The organism is Marinobacter sp. RI1 (genome assembly GCF_041155085.1).
In the GTDB taxonomy this organism is placed as follows: domain Bacteria; phylum Pseudomonadota; class Gammaproteobacteria; order Pseudomonadales; family Oleiphilaceae; genus Marinobacter; species Marinobacter nauticus.
Genome location: NZ_AP031605.1, coordinates 2,544,352 through 2,566,984, shown reverse-complemented (window position 1 = coordinate 2,566,984; position 22,633 = coordinate 2,544,352). Strand labels below are relative to the sequence as shown.

General features: G+C 57.1%; 21 protein-coding genes and 1 tRNA gene. 13 read left to right on the top strand and 9 right to left on the bottom strand.

All coding sequences use genetic code 11. The features are described from left to right. Positions 1-7 precede the first annotated feature (7 nt). Positions 8-1,033 carry an NAD(P)/FAD-dependent oxidoreductase gene (locus ACAM27_RS11540; protein ID WP_369611984.1) on the top strand — a complete coding sequence of 342 codons (1,026 nt, stop codon included), beginning with the start codon at positions 8-10 and terminating at the stop codon, positions 1,031-1,033. Between the two features lie 6 nt (positions 1,034-1,039). Here the strand turns inward: ACAM27_RS11540 and ACAM27_RS11535 are convergent, their stop codons facing one another. Further along, the gene (locus tag ACAM27_RS11535; RefSeq protein WP_222448072.1) at positions 1,040-2,524 is read right to left on the bottom strand and encodes an HD domain-containing protein; all 1,485 of its coding nucleotides are present in this window, start codon (positions 2,522-2,524) and stop codon (positions 1,040-1,042) included. Between the two features lie 112 nt (positions 2,525-2,636). Here ACAM27_RS11535 and ACAM27_RS11530 point away from each other — a divergent pair, with 112 nt between their 5' ends. The 7 genes from ACAM27_RS11530 to ACAM27_RS11500 all read left to right on the top strand — a co-directional run bounded on the left by ACAM27_RS11530 (position 2,637) and on the right by ACAM27_RS11500 (position 8,127). Beyond that, a complete protein-coding gene (locus tag ACAM27_RS11530) occupies positions 2,637-3,845 on the top strand; it encodes a PP2C family protein-serine/threonine phosphatase (RefSeq protein ID WP_113880090.1) in 1,209 nt (402 codons plus the stop codon). A gap of 14 nt (positions 3,846-3,859) precedes the next feature. Further along, on the top strand, positions 3,860-4,351 hold the full coding sequence (locus ACAM27_RS11525; protein WP_011784965.1) for an STAS domain-containing protein: 492 nt from the start codon (positions 3,860-3,862) through the stop codon (positions 4,349-4,351). 52 nt (positions 4,352-4,403) lie between these two features. Next, positions 4,404-5,465: an NAD(P)H-dependent glycerol-3-phosphate dehydrogenase gene (locus ACAM27_RS11520; protein WP_222448074.1), complete on the top strand. Its 1,062-nt coding sequence runs from the start codon at positions 4,404-4,406 to the stop codon at positions 5,463-5,465. 30 nt (positions 5,466-5,495) lie between these two features. Beyond that, positions 5,496-5,945: a histidine phosphatase family protein gene (locus tag ACAM27_RS11515; protein ID WP_022991229.1), complete on the top strand. Its 450-nt coding sequence runs from the start codon at positions 5,496-5,498 to the stop codon at positions 5,943-5,945. A gap of 41 nt (positions 5,946-5,986) precedes the next feature. Further along, positions 5,987-6,883 carry a radical SAM protein gene (locus tag ACAM27_RS11510; protein WP_113880087.1) on the top strand — a complete coding sequence of 299 codons (897 nt, stop codon included), beginning with the start codon at positions 5,987-5,989 and terminating at the stop codon, positions 6,881-6,883. 14 nt (positions 6,884-6,897) lie between these two features. Beyond that, positions 6,898-7,464, top strand: coding sequence for a DUF1285 domain-containing protein (locus ACAM27_RS11505; protein WP_113880218.1), 567 nt, complete (start codon positions 6,898-6,900; stop codon positions 7,462-7,464). 201 nt (positions 7,465-7,665) lie between these two features. Further along, on the top strand, positions 7,666-8,127 hold the full coding sequence (locus tag ACAM27_RS11500; RefSeq protein WP_011784960.1) for a peptidylprolyl isomerase: 462 nt from the start codon (positions 7,666-7,668) through the stop codon (positions 8,125-8,127). A gap of 121 nt (positions 8,128-8,248) precedes the next feature. Here ACAM27_RS11500 and ACAM27_RS11495 read toward each other — a convergent pair whose 3' ends face one another. Beyond that, on the bottom strand, positions 8,249-9,901 hold the full coding sequence (locus ACAM27_RS11495) for an electron transfer flavoprotein-ubiquinone oxidoreductase (protein WP_023010284.1): 1,653 nt from the start codon (positions 9,899-9,901) through the stop codon (positions 8,249-8,251). A gap of 318 nt (positions 9,902-10,219) precedes the next feature. Here ACAM27_RS11495 and ACAM27_RS11490 point away from each other — a divergent pair, with 318 nt between their 5' ends. Both ACAM27_RS11490 and ACAM27_RS11485 read left to right on the top strand, forming a co-directional pair. Beyond that, positions 10,220-10,969, top strand: a complete 750-nt coding sequence (locus ACAM27_RS11490; RefSeq protein ID WP_011784958.1) for an electron transfer flavoprotein subunit beta/FixA family protein — start codon at positions 10,220-10,222, stop codon at positions 10,967-10,969. Then, positions 10,970-11,911, top strand: a complete 942-nt coding sequence (locus ACAM27_RS11485) for an electron transfer flavoprotein subunit alpha/FixB family protein (protein ID WP_014421441.1) — start codon at positions 10,970-10,972, stop codon at positions 11,909-11,911. A 30-nt stretch (positions 11,912-11,941) separates the two neighbouring features. Here ACAM27_RS11485 and ACAM27_RS11480 read toward each other — a convergent pair whose 3' ends face one another. Beyond that, positions 11,942-12,397: a hypothetical protein gene (locus ACAM27_RS11480; RefSeq protein WP_022991234.1), complete on the bottom strand. Its 456-nt coding sequence runs from the start codon at positions 12,395-12,397 to the stop codon at positions 11,942-11,944. Between the two features lie 24 nt (positions 12,398-12,421). Then, positions 12,422-12,751 carry a hypothetical protein gene (locus tag ACAM27_RS11475; protein WP_369611983.1) on the bottom strand — a complete coding sequence of 110 codons (330 nt, stop codon included), beginning with the start codon at positions 12,749-12,751 and terminating at the stop codon, positions 12,422-12,424. A gap of 158 nt (positions 12,752-12,909) precedes the next feature. On the opposite strand from ACAM27_RS11475, the gene ACAM27_RS11470 reads away from it, so the two are divergent. Further along, on the top strand, positions 12,910-14,151 hold the full coding sequence (locus ACAM27_RS11470; RefSeq protein ID WP_369611982.1) for a trans-acting enoyl reductase family protein: 1,242 nt from the start codon (positions 12,910-12,912) through the stop codon (positions 14,149-14,151). Here the strand turns inward: ACAM27_RS11470 and cydC are convergent, their stop codons facing one another. From cydC to ACAM27_RS11450, 4 genes are read right to left on the bottom strand one after another with little or no spacing between them, the layout of a single operon-like run. Continuing rightward, on the bottom strand, positions 14,152-15,771 hold the full coding sequence (gene cydC, locus ACAM27_RS11465; RefSeq protein WP_369611981.1) for a thiol reductant ABC exporter subunit CydC: 1,620 nt from the start codon (positions 15,769-15,771) through the stop codon (positions 14,152-14,154). It abuts the gene before it with no gap. Then, positions 15,764-17,437 (bottom strand): thiol reductant ABC exporter subunit CydD, encoded by a 1,674-nt coding sequence (gene cydD, locus ACAM27_RS11460; RefSeq protein WP_369611980.1) that lies wholly within the window; start codon positions 17,435-17,437, stop codon positions 15,764-15,766. Before cydD ends, cydC begins: the two co-directional genes overlap by 8 nt. Beyond that, a complete protein-coding gene (gene cydB, locus ACAM27_RS11455; RefSeq protein WP_222197554.1) occupies positions 17,438-18,439 on the bottom strand; it encodes a cytochrome d ubiquinol oxidase subunit II in 1,002 nt (333 codons plus the stop codon). A gap of 2 nt (positions 18,440-18,441) precedes the next feature. Then, positions 18,442-19,881 (bottom strand): cytochrome ubiquinol oxidase subunit I, encoded by a 1,440-nt coding sequence (locus tag ACAM27_RS11450; RefSeq protein WP_222197555.1) that lies wholly within the window; start codon positions 19,879-19,881, stop codon positions 18,442-18,444. 184 nt (positions 19,882-20,065) lie between these two features. On the opposite strand from ACAM27_RS11450, the gene ACAM27_RS11445 reads away from it, so the two are divergent. Both ACAM27_RS11445 and ACAM27_RS11440 read left to right on the top strand, forming a co-directional pair. Continuing rightward, on the top strand, positions 20,066-20,695 hold the full coding sequence (locus tag ACAM27_RS11445) for a class I SAM-dependent methyltransferase (protein WP_369611979.1): 630 nt from the start codon (positions 20,066-20,068) through the stop codon (positions 20,693-20,695). Positions 20,696-20,784: 89 nt separating this feature from the next. Next, positions 20,785-20,871: transfer RNA gene (locus tag ACAM27_RS11440), tRNA-Leu, on the top strand. Position 20,872: 1 nt separating this feature from the next. Here the strand turns inward: ACAM27_RS11440 and ACAM27_RS11435 are convergent. Further along, positions 20,873-22,465, bottom strand: coding sequence for a diguanylate cyclase domain-containing protein (locus tag ACAM27_RS11435; RefSeq protein ID WP_222197557.1), 1,593 nt, complete (start codon positions 22,463-22,465; stop codon positions 20,873-20,875). Positions 22,466-22,633 lie beyond the last annotated feature (168 nt).

Genomic DNA, 22,633 nt, shown 5'->3' with positions numbered 1-22,633 from the left:
TACAACCATGCGTGAAGTAACATCAGACACCACATCAATACGCAGCATCGCGGTTATTGGTTCAGGGCTGGCGGGGCTGACGACCGCAATTCTTCTTGGCGATTCGGGCCATAATGTCCGGGTATTCGAGAAGAGTCGCGGCCCCGGTGGTCGTCTGGCGTCCAAGCGCGTAGCGAACGGCTCCGCCGATATCGGCGCGCAATACTTCACTTCCCGCAATCCCGGCTTCACCCGGTTTCTCGATCGCTGGGCCGGGCCCCAAAGTTACCAGATCTGGAATGCCCGATTCGGTTATCAGACGGCCCGGGGCAGCTGGCAGGCGTTTCCGGAGGAGCACCGGTTTGTCGGTACTCCGCGAATGACGGCCATCTCCCGGGCTCTGTCTGAGCACATTACGCTGGAGTCTGGGGTTCGGATAGCCCGATTGGCGCAGACCAATGCCAAATGGCAGCTTACCGATACAGAAGGTTGCCAATATGACGGCTTTGATCAAGTGGTGATCACGGCCCCGCCGGCCCAGGCCCAGGAACTGCTCCGGGACAGTGGCCTGGAGCCTTTGGCGGAAGGATTAGCGGAGCACGTGGGTAATATCCTGCCGTGCTGGGCGGTAGCTGCCCACTTCAATCGCGCCGTTGATTTCCCGTTTGATGCGGTGCGCCCCAACTCCGACGTGTTGTTCTGGGTGGCCAACAACTCCTCCAAACCCGGCCGCGAAGACGAGGGCCAGTGGTGGGTGCTGCACGCCAACCCCGAGTGGACACAGCGGCACGTGGATGACGCTCCGGAAAGCATTGCTGAAGCTCTGGTGGCGGAATTCCGCGCGCTGACCGGGCATGAAGACGCTGCGGACGATTGGGTGCCGCACCGGTGGTTGTATGCACGCTCGGAGGCGGGCGATAACCCCGGCTATCTTTTCGACCCGAAAACCGGCATTGGCCTCGCCGGCGACTGGCTGGCGGGCGGCCGGGTTGAAGGCGCCTGGGAAAGTGCCTCGCAACTAGTGCAGATGATGGCCGACAGCCCTGAACAGTAATCTGCGTTACTCGGTCAGGTCGGAGGGAGCTTTTTCTGCCACTTCCGGCCGCCGGTAGAAATGGGTGATGGTGCCGTCGCCGAATTTTGAGAAGAAGGCACTCACTTCGGTGATTTTCCTCAGGCTGCGCTCCCGGGTGATCGGGTTCTTCACCAGCACCTTGATGCCGTTGAAGTTGTCCTGAATGTTCGAGAAGCGAGCCTTCATGGAGCAGGTAACCACGTTGTCCGGGTTAATGCCCAGCTCCGATGCCAGCCAGCGGCTGTGATTCAGGATTTCGGTCTTGTCCAGATTCTCCCGGGTGTCGACGTGGTCCAGCTTTACCCGGTTCACAATGCAGAACGAGTAGCTCCTGGGCTCCCGGCGGGCCACCTTGCGGAAGGCTTCCCAGAAGAAGTTATCGGTCAGCTCCGCAAACCATTTCATATTGCTCAGACAGGTATCTACCCAGTCGAAACTTTCCGGGTCTTCCAGCACTTCGTTGATGGCCTCCCGCAGCAGCCAGTCAAAACCCAGTGCGGTCTTGTGAGCGTACACCTTGCGATACATCTGGTGGCGGCTGTACACGAAGTCTTCCAGGGCACCGAGGCCTTTCTGGGTAATCGCCAGCCCCATCCAGGGCTCGGAAACGTCCCAACCGAACCGCAGGTTGCTCAGCAAGTGGTCCAGATTGAAGCCGCCGATGGTGACCGAGCTGTGGAAGCCGTCCCGCAACATATAATCGGCCCGGTCCGCATCAATTTCCCCCGATACGATGGACGACAGCAGGCCCATCACCAGCTGCGGTACATCCCGGGGCGGGATAGTGCCGGCAATGGCATCATCACCAGCAATAAATTCCCAGAAGGTCTGGGCGTGGCGGCAGAAGGTTTCGCTGGGCGTAACATCGGTGGTTTCCATAATGCCGATGACATCGATAGCAGCCAGCCCGGCGCTCTCCAGATCCACAGACGAGAGTACGTCATGGGCGACTCGAACAGAGTAGTGTTCATGCTCCAGCTCTTCCGGTTCAATGGCGTGGTAGGCCGAATAGTCAACGCCTTCCCACAAATCCCGGAACCGTTCAGGGCGAGACATCAGGTCGCGAATCTTCCGGGCCTGGGTGAACTGATGGGAGAAACTGGAGTGACCGCTGTCGTGCAGCAAGCAGCCAAGCCGGATGGTCTTGGCCAGGTAATCAATGGCATCGAGCTGGCTCAGGCTGAGATCGGTCTGCTCACTCAGCTGCCGTTCCCGAAGGTATGCATCGATCATGGCCCGGAACATCCGTGTGCCCACATGCATCACCCCGATGCTGTGCAGGAAACGGGAATGGGTGGCGCCGGGGAAAACCAGACTCAGAATGTCGTTCTGGCAGATGTTTCGCAAGCGCTGAAACAGAGCATGGTCAATCACCTGGATTTCGTGCCGGTAGAGCGGGATACCGCCATGCACCGGGTCCATGATCAGTTTGTCATAGGCTCCGAGCAGATCGTTAACGGCACGTCTCATGGTTACAATTCTCCCAAAATGATGATTGCGGCCTTGTTATATCACAGGGGCATGCCAGAATAGGCCATATAAAGCCTTTTTTCTTTACCGCTGGTAGTTTAGGGCAGCCAACATGACCTCGCGCACCGAGCGCATTCTGATAATTGACGCCGATGAACAGGCCCGAGCCGATCTGTCCCGTTACCTGGAGGCGCGGGGGTTTTACGTAACTGGTGCAGCGGGGGTAAGCGCTGCCCGAGGATTGTTCGACGACAATATCCCGGATGTGATCTTTGCAGATCTCCCTCCAGAGGCCATCAGAGACCTGTCCCGGCGCCTTGATGAGACAGAAAGTTTCACGCCGATAGTGGCCTGCACCAGCAGCCAGTCCAGCGCCGATGTGGTCCAGGCCATGCGTGCCGGAGCCGCTGATGTGGTGCTCAAACCCTGCAATGACGACCGCAATGCACTGGACGACGTTATCGGAAAGTTGTTTGACCGGGTCAGGGTAAACCGCCTGAACCAGTTGTACCGGCAGGAACTGGAAGAAGCCAACCGCGACTTGCGCAACGGTATTGCCGAGCTAAGGGCCGATCAGAATGCCGGCCGCAAGGTGCAGCTTAAAATGCTGCCAGACCATCAGCTCACGCTTTCCGGGCTCAGTGTTGATTACCTCATCAAGCCGTCCCTGTATCTCAGTGGCGATTTTCTCGACTATTTTCGCATCAGTGAAGACAAGGTCCTCGTTTATATCGCCGACGTTTCAGGTCATGGCGCCAGTTCCGCATTCGTTACCGTGTTACTGCGAAACCTTACAAATCGTTTGCAGCGGAATCTCCGGCGCCAGTCCAGTGACGACATCCTGCACCCGGAACGTTTCCTGGAGCGCATTAATTCGGAGCTGTTGGATACCGGGCTTGGCAAGCATGTCACCGTGTTTGTAGGCATTATTTCAACAACGGAACGTACATTGAGTTATGCGGTCGGGGCGCATTTCCCCATGCCCATCCTGTCGTTTGAGGATGGTGAAACCCGTTTTCTGGAAGGCAGCGGGCTGCCGGTAGGGCTGTTCGAAACGCCGGAATGGGAACTTTACCAGGTGAAGCTGGACCGACCATTCCGGCTTTTGTTGTTCTCTGATGGCCTGTTGGAAGTGATCCCGGCCAAATCTCTGGATGAAAAGGAGAACAGACTACTTGAACTCGTTTCAGGAGGTAGTCACACTATCGCATCGCTGAGCGACGCTCTGGGGCTGGATAAGATCTCGGAGCTGCCTGACGATATCGCGATAGTATCGGTAACTGATACCATAAACGGGTCAGATAACACGTCGTCGACTTAGTGGCAGTGTGAAAAATGGCTGGTTATAAAATCCTGCAAGCAGAACAGCAGGGAATATACGTCCTGAAGTTTATTGGGGAAATCCGGCTGAACCTGTGTTCGACGCTGGACAATCTGGTTGAGTCCATAACCCGTGATCCGGCATTCAAAACCGTGGTTATCGATCTCACCGAGACGGAAATCATCGACAGCACAACGCTTGGCCTGCTGGCCAAGATTGCGCTGGCGGCGCAGAAACAAAGTCATTTTCTGCCAACGCTGATTTCCACCAACCCCGATATCACCCGCATTATTACGTCCATGGGCTTCGACAAGATTTTCATTATTGTCCGTGAGCCAGCTTCCCGAATTGAAGAACTCGAAGAAATCCCCGTGCTCAAGGCGAGCGAGCAGCAGGTTCGCGATAAAGTTCTTGATGCCCATAAAGTACTGATGGGCATGAATAGCCGGAACAGGGAAGAATTCAAGAATCTGGTACGGGCCCTGGAATGCGAGGAAACTGGCTGAAAAGCCAGTCCTGCACCGGGCCCGGCCCTGACAGAAACAGAACGGAACGTTTATGCCTGATAACCCGACGCCCGGTAATCACGGGGCGAATTCCTACGATGTGGCAGTACTTGGTGGCGGCAGTTTCGGTACTGCCATGGCAAAAGTACTGGGCGAGAACGGCCACGTTGTGCATTTCTGGATGCGCGATGAAGCACAGGCAGAGGAAATACGCAGCACCCGCATTAATCGCCGGTATATGCCCGCCGTTACCCTTCAGGGTGATATTCAGCCAACAACCGACCTGGCCGAGGCGGTGCGCAAGGCGGAGATTGTGCTGGTTGCGATCCCATCGAAAGCGTTTCGGTCGGTCATTCGCGAACACAGCAGCGAATTCCGCGATTGCCAGATCGTCGTCAGCCTGACCAAAGGCATCGAAGAGCACGGTTTTAAATTGATGAGCGAAATCCTGCTGGAGGAGCTTCCCAGGTGTCGCTCCGGTGTTCTGAGCGGGCCGAACCTGGCTGGCGAGATCGTCAACCGGGAACTGACCGCCACCGTGATCGCAGCAAAAGACCCGGATGTGCGCCGCACAGTGCAGGAACTGCTGGGCTGCGAATACTTTCGGGTTTACGCCAATGTTGATGTCTACGGTGTGGAACTGGCCGGCGCACTTAAGAATATCTACGCCATTGTTGCCGGCCTGGCATCGGCCCTGAACATGGGCGAGAATGCGAAAGCCATGCTGATTACCCGTGGCCTGGCCGAAATGAGCCGTTTCGCGGTTAGCCTTGGCGCCAACCCGATGACCTTTATGGGCCTTGCAGGTGTTGGCGACCTGATTGCCACCTGTACCTCCAGCAAAAGCCGGAATTTCCGGGTTGGTTACGCCATTGGCAAGGGCCAGAAGCTGGAAGAAGCCGTGCAGGAGCTGGGGCAGGTGGCCGAAGGTATCTATACCCTGAAACTGGTACGGGAAAAATCTGAGGCTATTGGCATCTACATGCCTCTGGTACGGGGGCTTTACGAGATTCTCTATGAAAGCGCTTCCATCAATGCAGTGATCAACAGCCTGATGATGGCCGTGCAGAACTCTGATGTGGAGTTCATTCTGCCGCGCACCATTACCCAGTGACCCGGGATTGTCATCCGGAAGGAGAGGCACGTGCATCTGATTGTTATGCGCCATGGTGAGGCCGGCTGGCATTCGCTGGATCAGGAGCGTGAGCTGACCGAGGCGGGTCGCCGCGGCGTGGCAGCCGTGGCGGCGCAAATTGCCTCTTCCCCGTGGCGTCCCGCCCAGATCTGGTCCAGCCCCTATGTTCGGGCCCGGCAAACCGCCGCGATTGTGGCGGAAGTGCTGAATTGCCCGGTCCAGGAAAAAGCCTTTATCACACCCGATGATGACCCTGGCCGTTGTCTGGATGAGCTTCTGGACAACCAGGTTTCACCATTGATGCTGGTTTCCCACATGCCATTTGTGGGTAGCTTCTCCACTCTGTTGGTGGATGGCCATCGGCAGGGCATTCCCTTTATGACTTCTCAGGCTGTACTGCTGGATATGCCTGTAGTGGGGCCAGGCTGCGCCGACTTGAAAGCCCAGTTTCTGCCCTGATTTAATCAGTACATCACTCATTTCTGATACTGAACGAACCTATGTACAGTTTTCCCATTGATTACATTGAGCCGGTCTTCCGGCCGCCCAGCGAGGCCAAATCGCTGATTCTGCCGGTGACTAATGGCTGTTCCTGGAACCAGTGCACCTTCTGTGAGATGTATACTCAGCCCCAGAAGAAATTCCGGGCTCGAAAGCCCGAAGACATCAGGGCAGACATCGAGAAAGCAGCAGCGGCATTTGGCGACGTGCGCCGGGTTTTCCTGGCCGATGGAGACGCCATGGTGCTGCCCACCCGGCGCTTGCTGGAAATAATCGCTGACTTGAAGCGAGCTTTTCCCGGCCTGGAACGCGTTTCCAGCTACTGCCTGCCACGAAACCTGGCGAAAAAATCGGTTGAAGAGTTGGCGCAGCTCCGGGAAGCCGGCCTGCAAATCCTCTATGTGGGCATGGAATCCGGCGACGACGAGATTCTTCGGCGCGTTAATAAAGGTGAAACCTGGGAATCCACCCGGTCTGCCCTGGTGAAGATCCGGGAAGCGGGCCTGGTGAGCTCGGTGATGGTGCTCAATGGTCTGGGCGGTGAAGCTCTTTCACGGCAGCATGCCATTAACACTGCCACACTGTGCAATGAAACCCAGCCCGATTATCTGTCTACCCTGGTGGTCAGCTTCCCGCAGGGTGAAGAGCGATTCCGCGAGGGTTTCGGGGCGGATTTCGTGCCCCTGGGCCAGCAGGCCCTGTTCGAGGAAATCCGTGTGTTCCTGGAGCACCTGGAATTGGACAACACCATTTTCCGCAGCGATCACGCCTCCAATTACCTTGTGCTCAAAGGTACGCTGGGCCGCGATAAAGACCGCCTGCTGCAGCAGGTAAACATGGCCATTACCCAGCCTGGCGCTGTGCCTCTGCGGGCAGAATGGATGCGTGGGCTCTGATCAGGGAGAAAAACATGAACCGGACACCCGATGACATTGCCAAATCCCTCGAAGACGCCGGCAAGAGCAGGGATCTGCCACCGCTGGATAAATGGCACCCCGAACTTTCCGGCGATATGGATCTGGTGATCACCCGCGACGGCCAGTGGGTCTTCAAAGGTGAGCCCATCGTCCGGGAGGCCACGGTAAAGCTGTTCTCTACCATTCTCAGGCGGGAAAGCGATGGAGAGTACTACCTGGTTACGCCGGTCGAGAAATGGCGTATCCAGGTTGAGGACGCACCACTGCTGGCCCATGGTCTGGAGGTGAAAGGCGAGGGCGCGGAGCAGGTTATCACCCTGGCCACCAACATGGGCGAAACCCTGGAGATTGGCGAGCAGCACCCGTTACATGTGGGTTCCTACTCCGAGACTGGCGAACCTCGGCCAGTTATTCAGGTGCGCCACGGCGTTGAAGCCCGGCTGGTTACCTCGGCGTTCTATGACCTCGCCGAGCTGGCCGAGGAAACCGAAGCGGCGGGAAAAACCGTGTACGGGGTGCTTAGTCACGGAAAATTCTGGGAAATCGGGCAGGGCGGTTGAAAAGCGCCTGACTACCCCAATGAATAAGGTAGAAAACGCAGTCTGTCACTTGTTAAACTGTGGTTTCTTACTTGTTATCGAGCCTGGCTCTCTAACGAGGCCCGGTGGTCGTTAGTCCCTCTGTGCAGTCTGGCTGTTCACGATCACTTTCGATTGCCTACAATCTAAATACACAGTCATTGCGACACGCAAGGAGATCACATGGCCCAACCTCGTGTTGTCACCATCCATTACACGCTCACTAACGACCAGGGAGAGCAACTCGATTCCTCCCGCGTAGAAGGCCGTGAGCCCCTGGCATACCTGGAAGGTGCACAGAACATCATCGGCGGACTGGAAAGTGCGCTGACCGAGAAGAACGCTGGCGACCAGGTTAAAGTTTCCGTAGAGCCAGCTGAAGGCTACGGTGAAGTAAACGAAGAGCTCATCCAGCCGGTTCCGCGCTCTGCTTTCGAGGGCGTAGACACCATCGAGCCAGGCATGCAGTTCCAGGCACAAACTCCGGGCGGCCCCCAGGTCGTTCGTGTAGTAGAAGTTGGCGACGAAACCGTTACCATCGATGCCAACCACCCGCTGGCGGGCCAGACTCTGCACTTCGACGTTGAAGTGGTAGAAACCCGCGAAGCAACCGACGAAGAGCAAGAGCACGGCCACGTGCACTGATATGCCCTCTGATGGTTGATCAGAAAACGGCACCTTCGGGGGCCGTTTTTTTATGCCCGGAATAATCTGCGAGCATAAAAAACCGGGGCAAGCCCCGGTTTTCTGAAACAGTGATCGTGGATCACATGTTCGGGTAGTTCGGACCACCGCCGCCTTCCGGCGTTACCCAGGTGATGTTCTGGGCAGGATCCTTGATGTCACAGGTCTTGCAGTGAACACAGTTCTGGGCGTTGATCTGGAACTTCTTGCCGCTGCCATCGTCTTTTTCAACCACTTCGTATACGCCGGCCGGGCAGTAACGCTGCGCTGGCTCGTCGTACTTCGGCAGGTTTTCTTTCAGCGGAATTTCCGGGTCGGTCAGCTTCAGGTGAACCGGCTGATCTTCCTCATGGTTGGTGTTGGAAATGAACACCGAGGACAGGCGGTCAAACGTCAGCTTGTTATCCGGCTTCGGATAGTCGATCTTCTTGCACTCAGACGCCGGCTTCAGGGTGGCGTAGTCCGGAGTGGTGTCGTGGAAGGTGATTGGCAGGCTGCCGCGCAGAATGTTCTGCTCGAAGAAGGCAATGGCACCGCCGACAATGTTGCCGAACTTGTGCATGGCTGGGCCAAAGTTACGCTCGGCGTAAAGTTCCTTGTACAGCCAGCTGTCTTCGAAACGCTTCTGGAAGCTGGTGATTTCCTCACCGGTTTTACCTTCCTTCAGGGCCTCGAATACGGCTTCAGCGCCCAACAGGCCGGACTTCATGGCGGTGTGGGAACCTTTAATTTTGGAGCTGTTCAGGGTGCCGGCATCACAACCCAGCAACAGACCGCCCGGGAAGCTCATCTTCGGCAGGGCGTTGTAGCCACCCTTGGCGATTGCACGGGCGCCGTAGGCAACACGCTTGCCGCCTTCCAGATATTTCTTGATCTCCGGATGGTACTTGAGACGCTGGAACTCCTCGAACGGGCTGAGGTGCGGGTTGCTGTAGGAAAGATCGGTGATCAGACCAACATAAACCTGGCCATTTTCCAGGTGATACAGGAAAGAGCCGCCGGTGGAGCCGGATTCGTTCAGCGGCCAGCCGGTGGTGTGAACAACCAGGCCTGGCTCGTGTTTGGCCGGGTCGATGTCCCACAGTTCTTTGATGCCGATGCCGTAGTGCTGCGGATCCTTGCCTTCGTCCAGCTTGAAGTCGTTGATCAGGCGCTTGCCCAGATGACCGCGACAGCCTTCAGTAAACAGGGTGTACTTGGCGCGCAGTTCCATGCCCGGCATATAGCCGTCTTTCTCGGAACCGTCACGGGCAACGCCCATATCACCGGTGATAATGCCTTTTACCTGGCCATCTTCAACGATGGTTTCAGAGGCGGCAAAGCCCGGATACACTTCAACACCCAGCTGTTCGGCCTGCTCAGCCAGCCAGCGGCAAAGGTTGCCCAGGCTGATGATGTAGTTGCCGTGGTTGTGCATGTTCTTGGGCACAAAGGCATTGGGTACTTTGGTGGCCTTTTCCTGATTCTTCAGCAGGAAAATGTCATCCCGGGTAACCGGGGTGTTCAGGGGGGCGCCTTTCTCTTTCCAGTCCGGGAAGAGTTCGTTCAGGGCCGTGGGCTCGAATACGGTGCCGGCGAGGATGTGCGCGCCGATCTCAGAACCTTTTTCAACCACACAAACGGTTAGTTCTTCGCCGGCTTCCTGCGCCAGTTGCATGACGCGGCAGGCTGCCGACAGGCCCGCAGGGCCGCCGCCGACGATCAGAACATCAAATTCCATCGATTCGCGTTCCACGTTGGTCTCCTCAAACAGCTTTTAATGGATATTGTTTGCCCGCAGGCCTCATCAGGGGCGCCATCATACCGGTAAAAATGCGTATAGACGACAGCCCAAAACCGCTCAAAACGGCTATTTGTCCCGAAAGGATAACGCATTTGAAGAATCAAACAAACGTTTGTTTGAAATCTGCACTAACCTTTGGCATTGTACGTGTACACCGAAATATCGTGTGTTTTGAGTCGATTTTTAGTATCGTCTCATTGTCAGGTCGGGTCAACCCGGTCCTTTGACTGTGAAGACTCATTAAACCCATCGTAGAAGAACGAGGAATCTATGAAGGTTCTGGTCGCTGTAAAACGAGTTATCGACTACAACGTGAAGGTGCGCGTCAAGCCGGACAACACCGGCGTTGATCTCGCCAACGTCAAGATGGCAATGAACCCGTTCTGCGAAATCGCAGTTGAAGAAGCGGTTCGTCTGAAAGAGAAGGGCGTTGCCAGTGAAATCGTTGTTGTATCCATTGGCCCGAAGGCTTCTCAGGAGCAGATCCGTACTGCCCTGGCTCTGGGTGCTGACCGCGGTATCCACATCGAGACTGACGAAGAAGTTCAGTCCCTCGAAGCGGCCAAGCTGCTGAAGGCTGTTGTTGAGAAAGAAGAGCCCAAGCTGGTTATTCTTGGCAAGCAGTCCATCGATTCCGACAACAACCAGACTGGCCAGATGCTGGCTGCTCTGACTGGCATGGGCCAGGGCACCTTCGCCTCTGAAGTGGTTGTTGACGGTGACAAGGTTAACGTAACCCGCGAAGTAGACGGCGGTCTGATGACAGTTGCTCTGAACCTGCCGGCGGTTGTTACCACAGACCTGCGTCTGAACGAGCCGCGCTACGCTTCTCTGCCGAACATCATGAAAGCCAAGAAGAAGCCGCTGGACTCCATGTCTCCGGCTGACCTGGGCGTTGACGTTGCCGCTCGCCTGTCCACCCTGAAAGTCGAAGCCCCGGCTGCACGCCAGGCTGGTATCAAGGTGGCTGACGTAGCTGAGCTGGTGGATAAACTGAAGAACGAAGCGAAGGTGATCTAAATGAGCATCCTGGTAATTGCTGAACACGACAACAGCAGCCTGAAACAGGCTACTCTGAACGTTGTAGCGGCTGCCAAGGCCATCGGTGGCGACATCGACGTGCTGGTTGCCGGTGAGAACGTAGGCGCCGTCGCTGAAGCCGCTGCCAAGGCAGAAGGCGTGAACAAGGTGCTGGTTGCCGACAACGCCGCTTACGGTCACTTCCTGGCAGAAAACCTGTCTGAGCTGGTTGCTGAAGTAGGCAAGGGTTACAGCCACATCCTGACCTCTGCCGGCACCACCGGTAAAGACTTCATGCCGCGTGTTGCTGCGCTGCTGGACGTTGCCCAGGTTTCTGACATTATCCGCGTTGAATCCGAAGACACCTTCGTGCGTCCGATCTACGCTGGTAACGCCATTGCGACCGTCAAGGCAAGCGACAGCATCAAGGTTGTGACGGTTCGTCCGACCGCCTTCGACCCGGTAGCCGCTGAAGGTGGTTCTGCCTCTGTGGAGCAGCTGGACGTAGTAAAAGACGCTGGCCTGTCTTCCTTTGTTGGTGAAGAGAAAGCCCAGTCTGATCGTCCGGACCTGGCTTCTGCCGGTATCGTTATCTCTGGTGGCCGTGGCATGCAGAACGGCGACAACTTCAAGATGCTGGAGCAGGTTGCTGATCTGCTGGGCGCTGCGGTTGGTGCTTCTCGTGCCGCTGTTGATGCCGGCTTCGTGCCGAACGACATGCAGGTTGGTCAGACCGGCAAGATCGTTGCTCCGCAGCTGTACGTTGCGGTTGGTATCTCCGGTGCCATCCAGCACCTGGCGGGTATGTCTGATTCCAAGGTGATCGTTGCGATCAACAAGGACGAAGAAGCCCCGATCTTCCAGGTGGCCGACTACGGCCTGGTTGCAGACCTGTTTGAAGCAGTTCCGCAGCTGGAAGAGGAACTGAAGAAAGTCCTGTAACTTTCTGAAGTTGTACTAAAAGAAGGCGCCTCAGGGCGCCTTCTTTGTTTTTGAAACAATGCGTTTTTCCGCTTTGCCGATGATCAGTGTATCCGCGAGGATATGCAGTGCCCGGTTAGAGGTTCTCACCGCTTTGTACACCTGCTCGCTCTTCTGGTGGTGGGATTGCTTTATCCGGCGGGCGCTGTCCCGGAACTCATCGTCCCGGGAAAAAAGGTCAATCAGGCCAAACGTGGTGTTGGCGATGGCTTTGTGGACTTTCTCGACTGCCGTCGCGCCGCCGGACACCGTTTCTTCCAACAACCGGGCGCGGTTGCGAACCTCCATCAGGTCCATCCGGCTTTTCTGAATAGCGCTCAGGGCACCTATACGATGGGCATTCAGGATTCTCAGGTCGCGCCGGTTACCATTGGACAGCCGGAATGCAGCAAACAACAGTATTGAGCTGCCGGCCAGACACATCAGGCTAACGATCAGTAACAGCATGGCAGGGCTCCTGTTGCTCTTGTACTAGCGATACTCAACGTGCATATCGACATCAATGTCCCGCTCGTCCAGCTCCCGCTCCAGCTCTTTCATCACTTCCTGATAGACCATTTTCCGGGTCATTACTGGCAGGCGGTCGGCCAGCACCCGTCCGGTGCGAGATTCGCGTTTGGCCAAGGCAATCGGATCCCGTACCCGTAACGTAAGCACCAGCTCAGGATCCTGATGTGTGTCGCTGATATCCTCGCTTTCCAGCATTTGCTTGATCATCTTTCGCTGCTCAAGCACTTGCCAGACCAGCAGGGCGCTGAAAGCCAGAAGAAACAGGCTGATAATAATCAGAAAGACGCTCAAAGGGGCTCTCCTCTTTCAATGACTGGGCAGAGTGTGCCGCAGTCCACAGGACAAACGATTGGCCGGCCCGACGCCGGTTCACGAGTTCACGGGAAAGTAGCACCACAGAATAAACCTGTTACCATCCATTCATACATTCGTTTGAACAAGGACAGACCATGACAGACACCAAAGCTGCGAACTATGACCTTGTCGTGTTCGGTGCCACCAGTTTCGTCGGCCAGATTCTGGCTCGCTACCTTCTGGAAAACTATGGTGCAGACAAGGAGGTCAAATGGGCCATTGCCGGCCGCTCCGAAGGAAAGCTGAACCAGCTCAAGTCGGATCTGGGGGCAGGCGCCGCATCACTACCGGTAATTCTGGCGGATGCAGCAGACGAGCCTGCGCTGCGCGATCTGTGCGGCCAGACGCGAGTGGTTATCTCAACCGTGGGCCCTTACGCTCTTTTCGGCGAAACTCTGGTAAAAGTCTGCGCCGAGACAGGCACGGACTACTGCGACCTCACTGGTGAAGTACAATGGATCCGCCGGATGATCGAGCGGTACGAGGCCAAGGCTAAAGAAAGCGGTGCACGGATTGTGCATTGCTGCGGCTTTGACTCGATTCCTTCCGATATGGGCGTTTGGTTCCTGCAACAGCAATCGGAAGCAACCTTTGGCAAACCCTGCCAGGACGTGCGCATGAGGGTGAAAGTCGCCAAGGGCGGCCTTTCTGGCGGCACGGTGGCTTCCATGATCAACGTGGCCAAGGAAGCCGGAGCCGACCCCAAGTTGCGCAAGGAACTGGCCAATCCGTTCTCCATCTGCCCGCCGGAGCATCGCTCCGAGAAACGCCAGCCCAGCCTGAAATCTGCTGAGTTTGACAAGAACTTCAACGCCTGGCTGGCCCCGTTTGTGATGGGTGCCATCAACACCCGTGTGGTGCACCGCTCCAATGCGTTGCAGGGTGCCCGCTACGGCAAAGAGTTCACCTACGACGAAGCCATCATGACGGGCAAGGGCACCAAAGGCCGCCTGACCGCTTACGGTATGGTGGGTGCGCTGGGTGCGTTCTTCACCGCGTCCGCCATCAAGCCAACACGTTGGGTGGTGGAAAAGCTGGTACCTAAGCCCGGGGAGGGCCCAAGCCCGGACGATCAGGAGAAAGGTTTCTACGACCTGCGTTTCGTGGGCAAAACCACCGATGGCAAGACCATGATCACCAAGGTGACGGGCGATCGCGACCCGGGTTACGGCTCGACATCAAAAATGCTTGGTGAAGCCGGTCTGTGTCTGGCCTTTGATGTGAAAGAGGACGTCAAAGGTGGCTTCTGGACACCGGCCTCGGCGCTCGATGGCAAATTGCTCGAGCGCCTGCAGGCTAATGCCGGTCTGACGTTTGAAGTGGTCGAAACCCGCTGATCAACCCAGGTGCAGAATACGGTCGGAGGCCAGCAGGGCGTCCGGCCCGTGCCCGAGACACACCACGGTGCGCTCCTGCAGCCAACGGCTGACCTGGGGCGAAATCCGTTTACGGGTTGCCTCGTCCACACCAGTGAAAGGCTCATCCAGAATCACCACGGGTGCTTGACTCAGTAAAACCCTGGCCAGCACCAGGCGCCGGGCCTCCCCGCCAGATAAACGGTTGCCGGCGCTGCCCAGCCAGGTACCCAATCCTTCAGCGTCCTGGGCGAACCGTTCCGCCAGTTCGACTATCTCCAGTACCCGCCACATATCACCGTCCCCGGCGTTGGGGTTCGCCAACTGAAGGTTCGCTTTCACGGTGTCTTCGAACACCACGGTCGCTTGCGTGAGGTAGGCGCAGGGCAGGGAATGACGTTCTCCCCGGCGCGGCTCTGCCAGTCCGGCCAGGGTATCCGCCAGGGTGGACTTGCCACTGCCGGATACGCCAACGATACCCACGGTGTCACCGTGTGCGAGTTCCAGCGTGAAGTGACTGAGTAAGGGCGAATAACCCGCGTGCCCCACGGTGATATCGCAGGCCTGAAGAGAGAAGCCCTCCGGCAGTTCGCCAGCAGAACCAGCGGGTGATGCCGCGGCCCTTTCCAGACCGTGGTCGGAGTTCAGGCGGCGCGCAGCAGCTCGAGTCGCTCCCAGTTTGCCAAAGGCATCCGGGAGCATGGCGTAGACTTCGGCCAGGCCCAGCAGGGCAATGGGCAGGAGAACCAGTACCGGGCCGCTCAGAGTGCCTTGCTCGAACAGGCGGAAGCCCAGCCACAAGGCTGCCACCGCCGCGACATTGATCAGCAGATGAGAGCCAGCCTGATGCCAGCCGGTTCGGCTGTCGATCCGGGCCTGATCCCTGGAAAGTTCTACGCTTCGACGCATCAGCCGGGCCGTGTGCTTACCCGTGCGGCCAGCGGCGGTAAGTTCCGCAAAGCCTTCAAGATGCTCAACCAGTTCGCCTCGCAGGCTCTCCTGCTGATCGCTCAACTGTCCGGAGGCAGCGTAAGTTCGTAGATACACCAGCCAGGTGGACAGGAGGAACGAAAGCGACAGAATCACCACCAGAATCAGCGCCACAACACCATCAAACAGTAACCACGCCATTGCGGCAAGCAGTAGGGTAACCACGGCTGCCAGGGCGGCGGGGGCAATCAGCCTGAGATAAAGCGTGTCCAGCGCATCGACATCGGCTGTGAGCCGGGAAAGCCACTGCGCGCCGGAACGGGAACTGCGCTCTGTTCGTGGCCGGGCCGCCAATCGGTCAAACAGGGCCACCCGAATATCGGTGAGTAGCTGCAGTACCGTGTTGTGGTTGTACACGCGTTCCAGATACCGGAACACCGTTCGGGACACCGCAAAAAAACGGATACCACCGCCCGGCACATAAAGATTGATGTAGGCCTGTATCCCTGCCGCCAGCAACAGGCCAACCAGCGCGGTTTCGGTCAGAAACCAGCCAGACAACGCTAGCAGACCGATACCGGAAAGCAGGGTGCCCAGTAGCAAGCCGGCACCAACCGTAAGGCGACTTTTGCGACGGAAAATCAGCGCCAGCCAGGGCTTCAGTTCAGGCATCGCGCACCTCGCCGTCATTTACGATCAATACGCGGTCTGCCAATGTCAGCAGCGCCTGATGATGGGTGGAGAACACCAGTGTTTTGCCGGATTCGCTGAGTTTGTGCAGGGCCTCCAGAATGAACACCTCGCTGGTGGCATCCAGCCCGGCCGTCGGTTCATCCAGCAGAATCAGGGGATAGTCCGCCAGGAAGATACGGGCCAGGCTTAAACGGCGGGCCTGACCACCGGACAGCCCCAGACCATCCTCGGCAATGCGGCTGTGAATGCCGTCAGCCCGGCTGTCCACCAGCTCACCCAGGCCCACCTGTCGTAATGCATAGTCGATGGCAATATCCGTCGCATCGGGGGTGGTTAGCCGAAGGTTTTCGGCCCAGGTGCCCTGAATCCAGAAGCCCCGCTGGCCAAGCCATCCGAACGGCTGATTGCCGGGAGCCTCGCCGAATACTGACACAGCACCTGCCTCTGGCTGAATAAAGCCAGCCAGCAGATGCAAAAGGGTCGATTTGCCTCCACCAGAGGGGCCGGTAAGGGCGATCACCTGACCGGCCTCGATGCGGATATCCAGGTTATCGAAGATGACCGGGCCCTCGCCGTAACGGAGCGTGACCCCGGAGATCTGAATGCCTTGATTGCTAATGCTGTTGTCTGGCCGGATCGGCTCTGCGTTGTCGACAGACTGTTCCAGCCGGGCCAGAATCTCGGCACCGGCCCCCAGGGCGGCTGCCCGGTCGTGATAGTGCTGGGATAGCGTGCGCAAGGGCTGAAAGAACTCCGGGGCCAGCAGCAGGATAAGCAATCCGCTGAACAGCGTGAGTTCGTCGCTTGGGCCAAATTCGATATAACCCAGCAATCCGAAGCCGATATAGATGGCCAATACCGCAATCGCGACAGAGGCAAAGAATTCCAGTACCGCTGACGACAAAAATGCCACTTTCAGCGTTTTCATGGTGATCTTGCGGTACTGGTCGGAACGGGCTTCCAGCGTGCGGCTGGCCGCCTCGGTTTGCCCGAACAGTTGAAGCGTCGTCAGCCCTCGAACCTTATCCAGAAACTGGCCGGATAACCGGCTGACCGTTTCGAAATGCTGCTGGTTCAGCTTTTCTGCGCCCATGCCCACCAGGGCCATAAACAGCGGAATCAGCGGCGCAGAAAGCACCAGGAAAATACCCGCCAGCCAGTCCAGCCAGAACACCAGAACGAGGATGGCCAGGGGAATCACCACAGAGAGGGTCATCTGCGGCAGAAAACGGGCGAAATAGCCGTGCAGCGCCTCCACGTGGTCCATCCACTCGCGGGCCAGGGACGCAGCGGACGTGTCCGCCAGATTCACCGGGCCGGTGGCTTTCCAGTGATGATGCAGCTGCCGGCGGGCATCGCGCCGCACCTGCTCGCTGCAGCGGGCTGCAAAGCGGGTTTGCAGCCCCTGGCCTGCGGACCGAATCACCAGAACCGCAAGCAGGGCCAGAAATACGGGCGTGAGTTCGGAAACCGGCGTTTTTTCAATCACACCGTGGTGAATCAGCCAGGCCAGCAACACCATTTGTACAATGGTGGCCAGCCCGGCAAGAACACCGGCCAGAACGGTTGCGGTGATCCAGCGCTGGCTATTGCGGGCCAGACCCGATAGCCAGGCGCGGACCTTTGACCGGGCCGGATCTGCCACTCAGTGGTACCCTTCGCCCGCACGCACCTTGCCGCGGAATACCCAGTAGGTCCAGGCGGTATAGGCCAGAACAATGGGAATGACGAACAGCAGGCCGAGCAGCAGGAACAGCTGGGACTCATAGGCGGAAGCCGCATCCCACAGGGTGTAGTTGGGCGGAACCACATACGGCCACTTGCTCACCACAAGTCCCAGGTAGGTGGTGATGAACAGGCCCATGGTGGCCACGAACGGCATACCTTCAAACCGGTTGCGTACCGAACGCCAGATCTGGAAGGCACACAGCAGGGTCAGGGCCGGCAGAATCCAGATCACACTCAGATTGGAGAACCAGCGCTCCCGCACCATGTCGTCAACAAAGGGCGTCCATACGCTGATAATGCCGAACACCACCAACACGGCAATCAGCAGTGGTGCACTTACCCGGTAGGCCCACTCTTGCAGGTGCCCTTCAGTTTTCATGATCAGCCAGGTAGAACCCAGCAGGGCATAACCGGCCAGCATCCCCAGGCCTGTCAGCACGGTGAACGGTGTCAGCCAGTCCAGTGCGCCGCCTACGTAGGCGCCATTCACGGTATTGAAACCCTGAATGTAAGCCCCGACCACAGCACCCTGAGCGAATGCGGCAATGGTAGAGCCACCGGCAAACGACCAGTTCCACAGGTACCTTGAGGTACGAGCCTTGAATCGGAATTCAAACGCCACACCCCGGAAGATGAGCCCTGCCAGCAGCAGGAACACACCAATGTAGAGTGCCGGCAGGAAGATGGAATACACCATCGGGAAGGCGGCTAACAGGCCGGCACCGCCCAGCACCAGCCAGGTTTCGTTGCCGTCCCAGACCGGAGCCACCGAATTCATCATGGTGTCCCGGTCCTCTTCCGACGGAGCGAACGGGAACAGGATACCCACGCCCAGGTCAAAGCCGTCCATCAGCACATACATGATGATGCCGAAGCCGATAATGAATGCCCAGATGAGGGCGAGATCAAACAGTTCCATGGTCAGTGCCCTCCTTCGTTAGCCGGTTTTGCCTGATGAACGCCGTGTGAGCCGGATTCAATCTCGAACGGCACATGGGCCGCAGAGAGCGGACGGGCAGGGCGATCAGAGGCGTGCTCTTCGTCGTCAGCATCTTCAAGACCAACGTAAAGCACCCGCATGAGGTAATACACGCCGGCACTGAACACCAGGGCATAGACAACGATATAGCCGATCAACGTGAACAGCGCCATGCCACCGGTAAGCGAAGGTGTTACCGATTCGGCCTGGGTCATCATGCCGTACACCAGCCAGGGTGCCCGGCCCACCTCAGTCACAAACCAGCCGGTGAGCACGGCAAAGAAGGGCGCAATACTCATAAAGCGCATTCCCTGCAGATACCAGCGGGTTTTGTAGAGGCGGCCACCGGCGCGCAGAACCAGGCCTGCGACCGCAAACAGAATCATCAGCACACCAATGCCGACCATAATCCGGAAGGACCAGAACACAATCGCCACCGGTGGTTGCTCTTCGACCGCCACTTCATTCAGACCCGGCACTTCGCCATCCCACTCGTGGGTAAGAATCAGGCTCGCCAGACTGGGAATGCCAATCTCGAAATGGTTGGTCTGGTTTTCCTGGTCGGGAATGGCAAACAGCAACAGCGGCACATTGCGGGAAGTTTCCCAGTTGCCTTCCATGGCTGCGACTTTGGTGGGCTGATGTTCCAGTGTATTCAGGCCATGGAAGTCACCTACAACCGCCTGGGCGGGGGCAATGAACAGCAGCAACCACAGGCACATGGAGAGTGCCTTGCGATTGGCTTCCACCTCACGCCCCCGCAACAGATACCAGGCACTGACACCCGCCACCACAAACCCACCGGTAAGGAATGACGCCAGGGCCATGTGCATAAAGCGATACGGGAAGGACGGGTTGAAGATAGCCTCACTCCAGGAGACCACATGGAACACGCCCTCACGGAATTCGACACCGGCCGGTGTCTGCATCCAGCTGTTGGCAGCGAGAATCCAGAAGGACGAGATAAAGGTGCCGGTAGCGACCATGATCGCGGCGAACAGATGAACCCCGGCGGGTACCTTGTCGCGGCCAAACAGCAGCACCCCCAGGAACGCCGCCTCCAGGAAGAATGCGGTGATTACCTCATAACTCAGAATGGGGCCCAGGAAGTTGGCCGAGGCCTGAGAGAACGCGCTCCAGTTGGTACCGAACTGGAATGACATCACGATGCCCGAGACCACGCCCATGCCAAAGACCACAGCGAAGACCTTGGTCCAGAAGCTCGACAGTTTGGTCCACACCGGATTACGGGTTTTGAAGGCGAGGCCCTCAAGTACCGCGATGTAGGAGGCTAGCCCGATGGTAAACACCGGAAAAATGGCGTGAAATGACACCACAAACGCGAACTGGATTCGCGATAGGATGAGAGGATCTAGTTCCATAGGAACCTCCGGTAACTCGCACAAGTCATAACAAACGGGTCAGCGAACCCGTTCAGCCGCTGCCATAGTTGATTTTGTTATGTTGTTATTACCGGCAGATGATTACGATGCTACGCAAATCGTAGCAGATTTCGATAGGGCAGTTTGTCGCACCCCTTGATATAAAACAATTATGGTGAGCCAGATGAGCTTTTACGAGGAACGAATTCTCCCCCACATCATAGACAAGGCCTGTTCCATGGGCCAGGTGATGAAGCTGCGCAGCCAGGTGGTTCCGCAGGCCAGGGGCTGTGTACTGGAAGTGGGCATGGGCTCTGGCATCAATCTGGAGTTCTACAACCAGGACCAGGTTGAACTGGTGTACGGACTGGAACCCTCCGAGGGCATGCGCAGAAAAGCGCTACCCAACCTGCAACGTTCGCCGATAAAAGTGGAATGGCTGGACCTGCCGGGGGAGAAAATACCGCTGGAAGACAACAGTGTGGACACCGTGCTGCTGACCTTCACCCTCTGCACCATCCCGGACTGGCACGCCGCGCTGCAGCAAATGAAGCGGGTGCTTCGGCCCGGCGGTAACCTGTTGTTCCTGGAGCACGGCGAATCCCCCCACGATGCCACCCGCAAATGGCAACATCGAATCACACCCGGCTGGCGCAAGCTGGCCGGTGGCTGCCACCTGAACCGCCATATAGCGGACCTGATCAGGGAAGCGGGTTTCGAAATCCTGGAACTGGAAAACCTCTACATCCCCAAAGCGCCCAAAATCGCGGGTTACATCTACAAGGGCAGGGCGATCAAGCCGGTGGCGGCATAGAAAGCGTATTGAAGAGCGGCCGGGAAACAGAATTGCGTTACGTCACCGGCCCTTATACAATTCCGCCCTTCAAGATTCTCCCCTCCGATGCCCGGATGGTGAAATTGGTAGACACAAGAGACTTAAAATCTCTCGGCCGCAAGGCCGTGCCGGTTCGATTCCGGCTCCGGGCACCATTCAGTCTGAACTCTGAATCACCGTGGCAGCGTAGCGTTTTATTCGATCCCGGCCTTCTGCTTTGGCCTGATAGAGAGCTTCATCGGCTCTGCGCATTAGCATTTCCGGGCCGAGGCCCCTGACATTAGCGGTTGATGCCACGCCAACACTCACCGTGACCACCGATGCTACTGGCGAATTGGGGTGCGGAATCCGTAGCTGTTTGATGAGTTTTCTGAGGCGCTCTGCATCCTGTACTGCGTCTTCGACGGATTGCCCGGGTAAAAGAATACTGAATTCTTCTCCGCCGGTCCGCGCCACCACATTGCCCGGTTGTTCGAAGCATTCCTTCATCTGATTGGCCAGGGATACCAGGCAATCGTCACCCATCTGGTGCCCGAAATGGTCGTTATAGAGCTTGAAATGGTCGATATCGAGCATTAGCACTGACACTAACTGGCTCTGCGAAAGGGCTTGTGCCAGTTTTTCATCGTACAGACGGCGATTGGCAAGTCCGGTCAGAGGATCCTGATGAGACAGCTTTACCAGGTTGCTGGTCCGGGTTTTCTGTGCCGCCAACAATCGCTGGAAGTTACGAGCGAGACTCCCAATTTCATCACGACGGGTTTTAAGGGCGCGTGGAACCGCCTGAAACTGAGCGGGCTGTTCCCAGAACGTGTCTCTTCGGGTTTTACGGGTGAAACCTGTCAACTGCTTTAGTGGGCGGATAACCTGGATCCACAATAAGCTGACAACCACCAGAAGGACGCTCAATAACAGGAGGACGGTCCAGGTCATGGTGTACCTGAACGCGCTTCGATAGTGATTGGTTTGCTCGCGGGGCAGGTCAGTGGTAATCAGCAGAGCTTCAGTCCCTCGTTGGGGGTCGATACGTTTCTGTGCTGTGAGGACAGTTTCCTGACGACTGGTGACAGGTTCATTCTGTCGCTGGGCCTCTGTCGCCACGGTATTGATGTCGATGGCCAATCCAGTTTGTCGTTCAAGTGTTTCAACGAGCCGCTCGTCGATCAGACGGACCATGACAATCAGTCCCATGGAAGGTCCGGTCCGGTCGGTTCTGAGAATGGGCTCGGCACTTAACAATGAGGGGGTGTTACCTGTGTCCGTGTCTATCAGGCGATATCCTTGTTGCGGATTAAAGGCCTCGAAGCCCCGGATAAAGCGTCCGGCCCACTCGCAATTGTCGGAAAGAGAAGAGCAGGTCCTGTATTCACCTGTTGCAGGATCCAGCCCTGCGACCCATTTGATGCTCGCCTGAATATCAATGAAGACCATTAACTGCACGTTAATGTCTTCGAACATCTCGGCGCTGAAATGAGAGGACGTATAGTTGGCCTGTTGTCCCTGAATGAACGCGTAGCTGTCATCCCAGTTAGCCCAGTCTCTGGTTATTGCAGCCAGCCCGTCATGATTGTCTTCCAGCGCCAGGACGATCCTGTCGAGCTCCTTCTCCGCCAGTCGCGATTCTGCGGTGAGCAATGATGGGATAACAAAGGCACGCTCCCAGATAACCAAGGCAAACAAAGACACCAGCAACAGGGCGGATAGTGAGAGTAGAAAGCGCCCAATCAGCGAGCGTGCGAACCTGATCATTGGCGATTGGGGCTCCGGGTAGTTCAGTATTGCAATAAATGTACTTTAGACCATGTTGTGGCAATCAGCGTTGTCTGAACAGTATGTAATGTCCGCATAACACAGGATTTTACATCCGGGGAGACACCAGCCCCGCCGCACGTTTCGTGCGGGAGGGGCTGGTGGAAT

What these genes read in the sequence shown, in the direction of transcription:
- ACAM27_RS11540 (WP_369611984.1), top strand. Translation starts at nt 8, where the DNA reads ATGCGTGAAGTAACATCAGACACCACATCAATACGCAGCATCGCGGTT.
- ACAM27_RS11535 (WP_222448072.1), bottom strand. Translation starts at nt 2,524, where the DNA reads ATGAGACGTGCCGTTAACGATCTGCTCGGAGCCTATGACAAACTGATC.
- ACAM27_RS11530 (WP_113880090.1), top strand. Translation starts at nt 2,637, where the DNA reads ATGACCTCGCGCACCGAGCGCATTCTGATAATTGACGCCGATGAACAG.
- ACAM27_RS11525 (WP_011784965.1), top strand. Translation starts at nt 3,860, where the DNA reads ATGGCTGGTTATAAAATCCTGCAAGCAGAACAGCAGGGAATATACGTC.
- ACAM27_RS11520 (WP_222448074.1), top strand. Translation starts at nt 4,404, where the DNA reads ATGCCTGATAACCCGACGCCCGGTAATCACGGGGCGAATTCCTACGAT.
- ACAM27_RS11510 (WP_113880087.1), top strand. Translation starts at nt 5,987, where the DNA reads ATGTACAGTTTTCCCATTGATTACATTGAGCCGGTCTTCCGGCCGCCC.
- ACAM27_RS11505 (WP_113880218.1), top strand. Translation starts at nt 6,898, where the DNA reads ATGAACCGGACACCCGATGACATTGCCAAATCCCTCGAAGACGCCGGC.
- ACAM27_RS11500 (WP_011784960.1), top strand. Translation starts at nt 7,666, where the DNA reads ATGGCCCAACCTCGTGTTGTCACCATCCATTACACGCTCACTAACGAC.
- ACAM27_RS11490 (WP_011784958.1), top strand. Translation starts at nt 10,220, where the DNA reads ATGAAGGTTCTGGTCGCTGTAAAACGAGTTATCGACTACAACGTGAAG.
- ACAM27_RS11485 (WP_014421441.1), top strand. Translation starts at nt 10,970, where the DNA reads ATGAGCATCCTGGTAATTGCTGAACACGACAACAGCAGCCTGAAACAG.
- ACAM27_RS11480 (WP_022991234.1), bottom strand. Translation starts at nt 12,397, where the DNA reads ATGCTGTTACTGATCGTTAGCCTGATGTGTCTGGCCGGCAGCTCAATA.
- ACAM27_RS11470 (WP_369611982.1), top strand. Translation starts at nt 12,910, where the DNA reads ATGACAGACACCAAAGCTGCGAACTATGACCTTGTCGTGTTCGGTGCC.
- cydC (WP_369611981.1), bottom strand. Translation starts at nt 15,771, where the DNA reads ATGCCTGAACTGAAGCCCTGGCTGGCGCTGATTTTCCGTCGCAAAAGT.
- cydB (WP_222197554.1), bottom strand. Translation starts at nt 18,439, where the DNA reads ATGGAACTGTTTGATCTCGCCCTCATCTGGGCATTCATTATCGGCTTC.
- ACAM27_RS11450 (WP_222197555.1), bottom strand. Translation starts at nt 19,881, where the DNA reads ATGGAACTAGATCCTCTCATCCTATCGCGAATCCAGTTCGCGTTTGTG.
- ACAM27_RS11445 (WP_369611979.1), top strand. Translation starts at nt 20,066, where the DNA reads ATGAGCTTTTACGAGGAACGAATTCTCCCCCACATCATAGACAAGGCC.
- ACAM27_RS11435 (WP_222197557.1), bottom strand. Translation starts at nt 22,465, where the DNA reads ATGATCAGGTTCGCACGCTCGCTGATTGGGCGCTTTCTACTCTCACTA.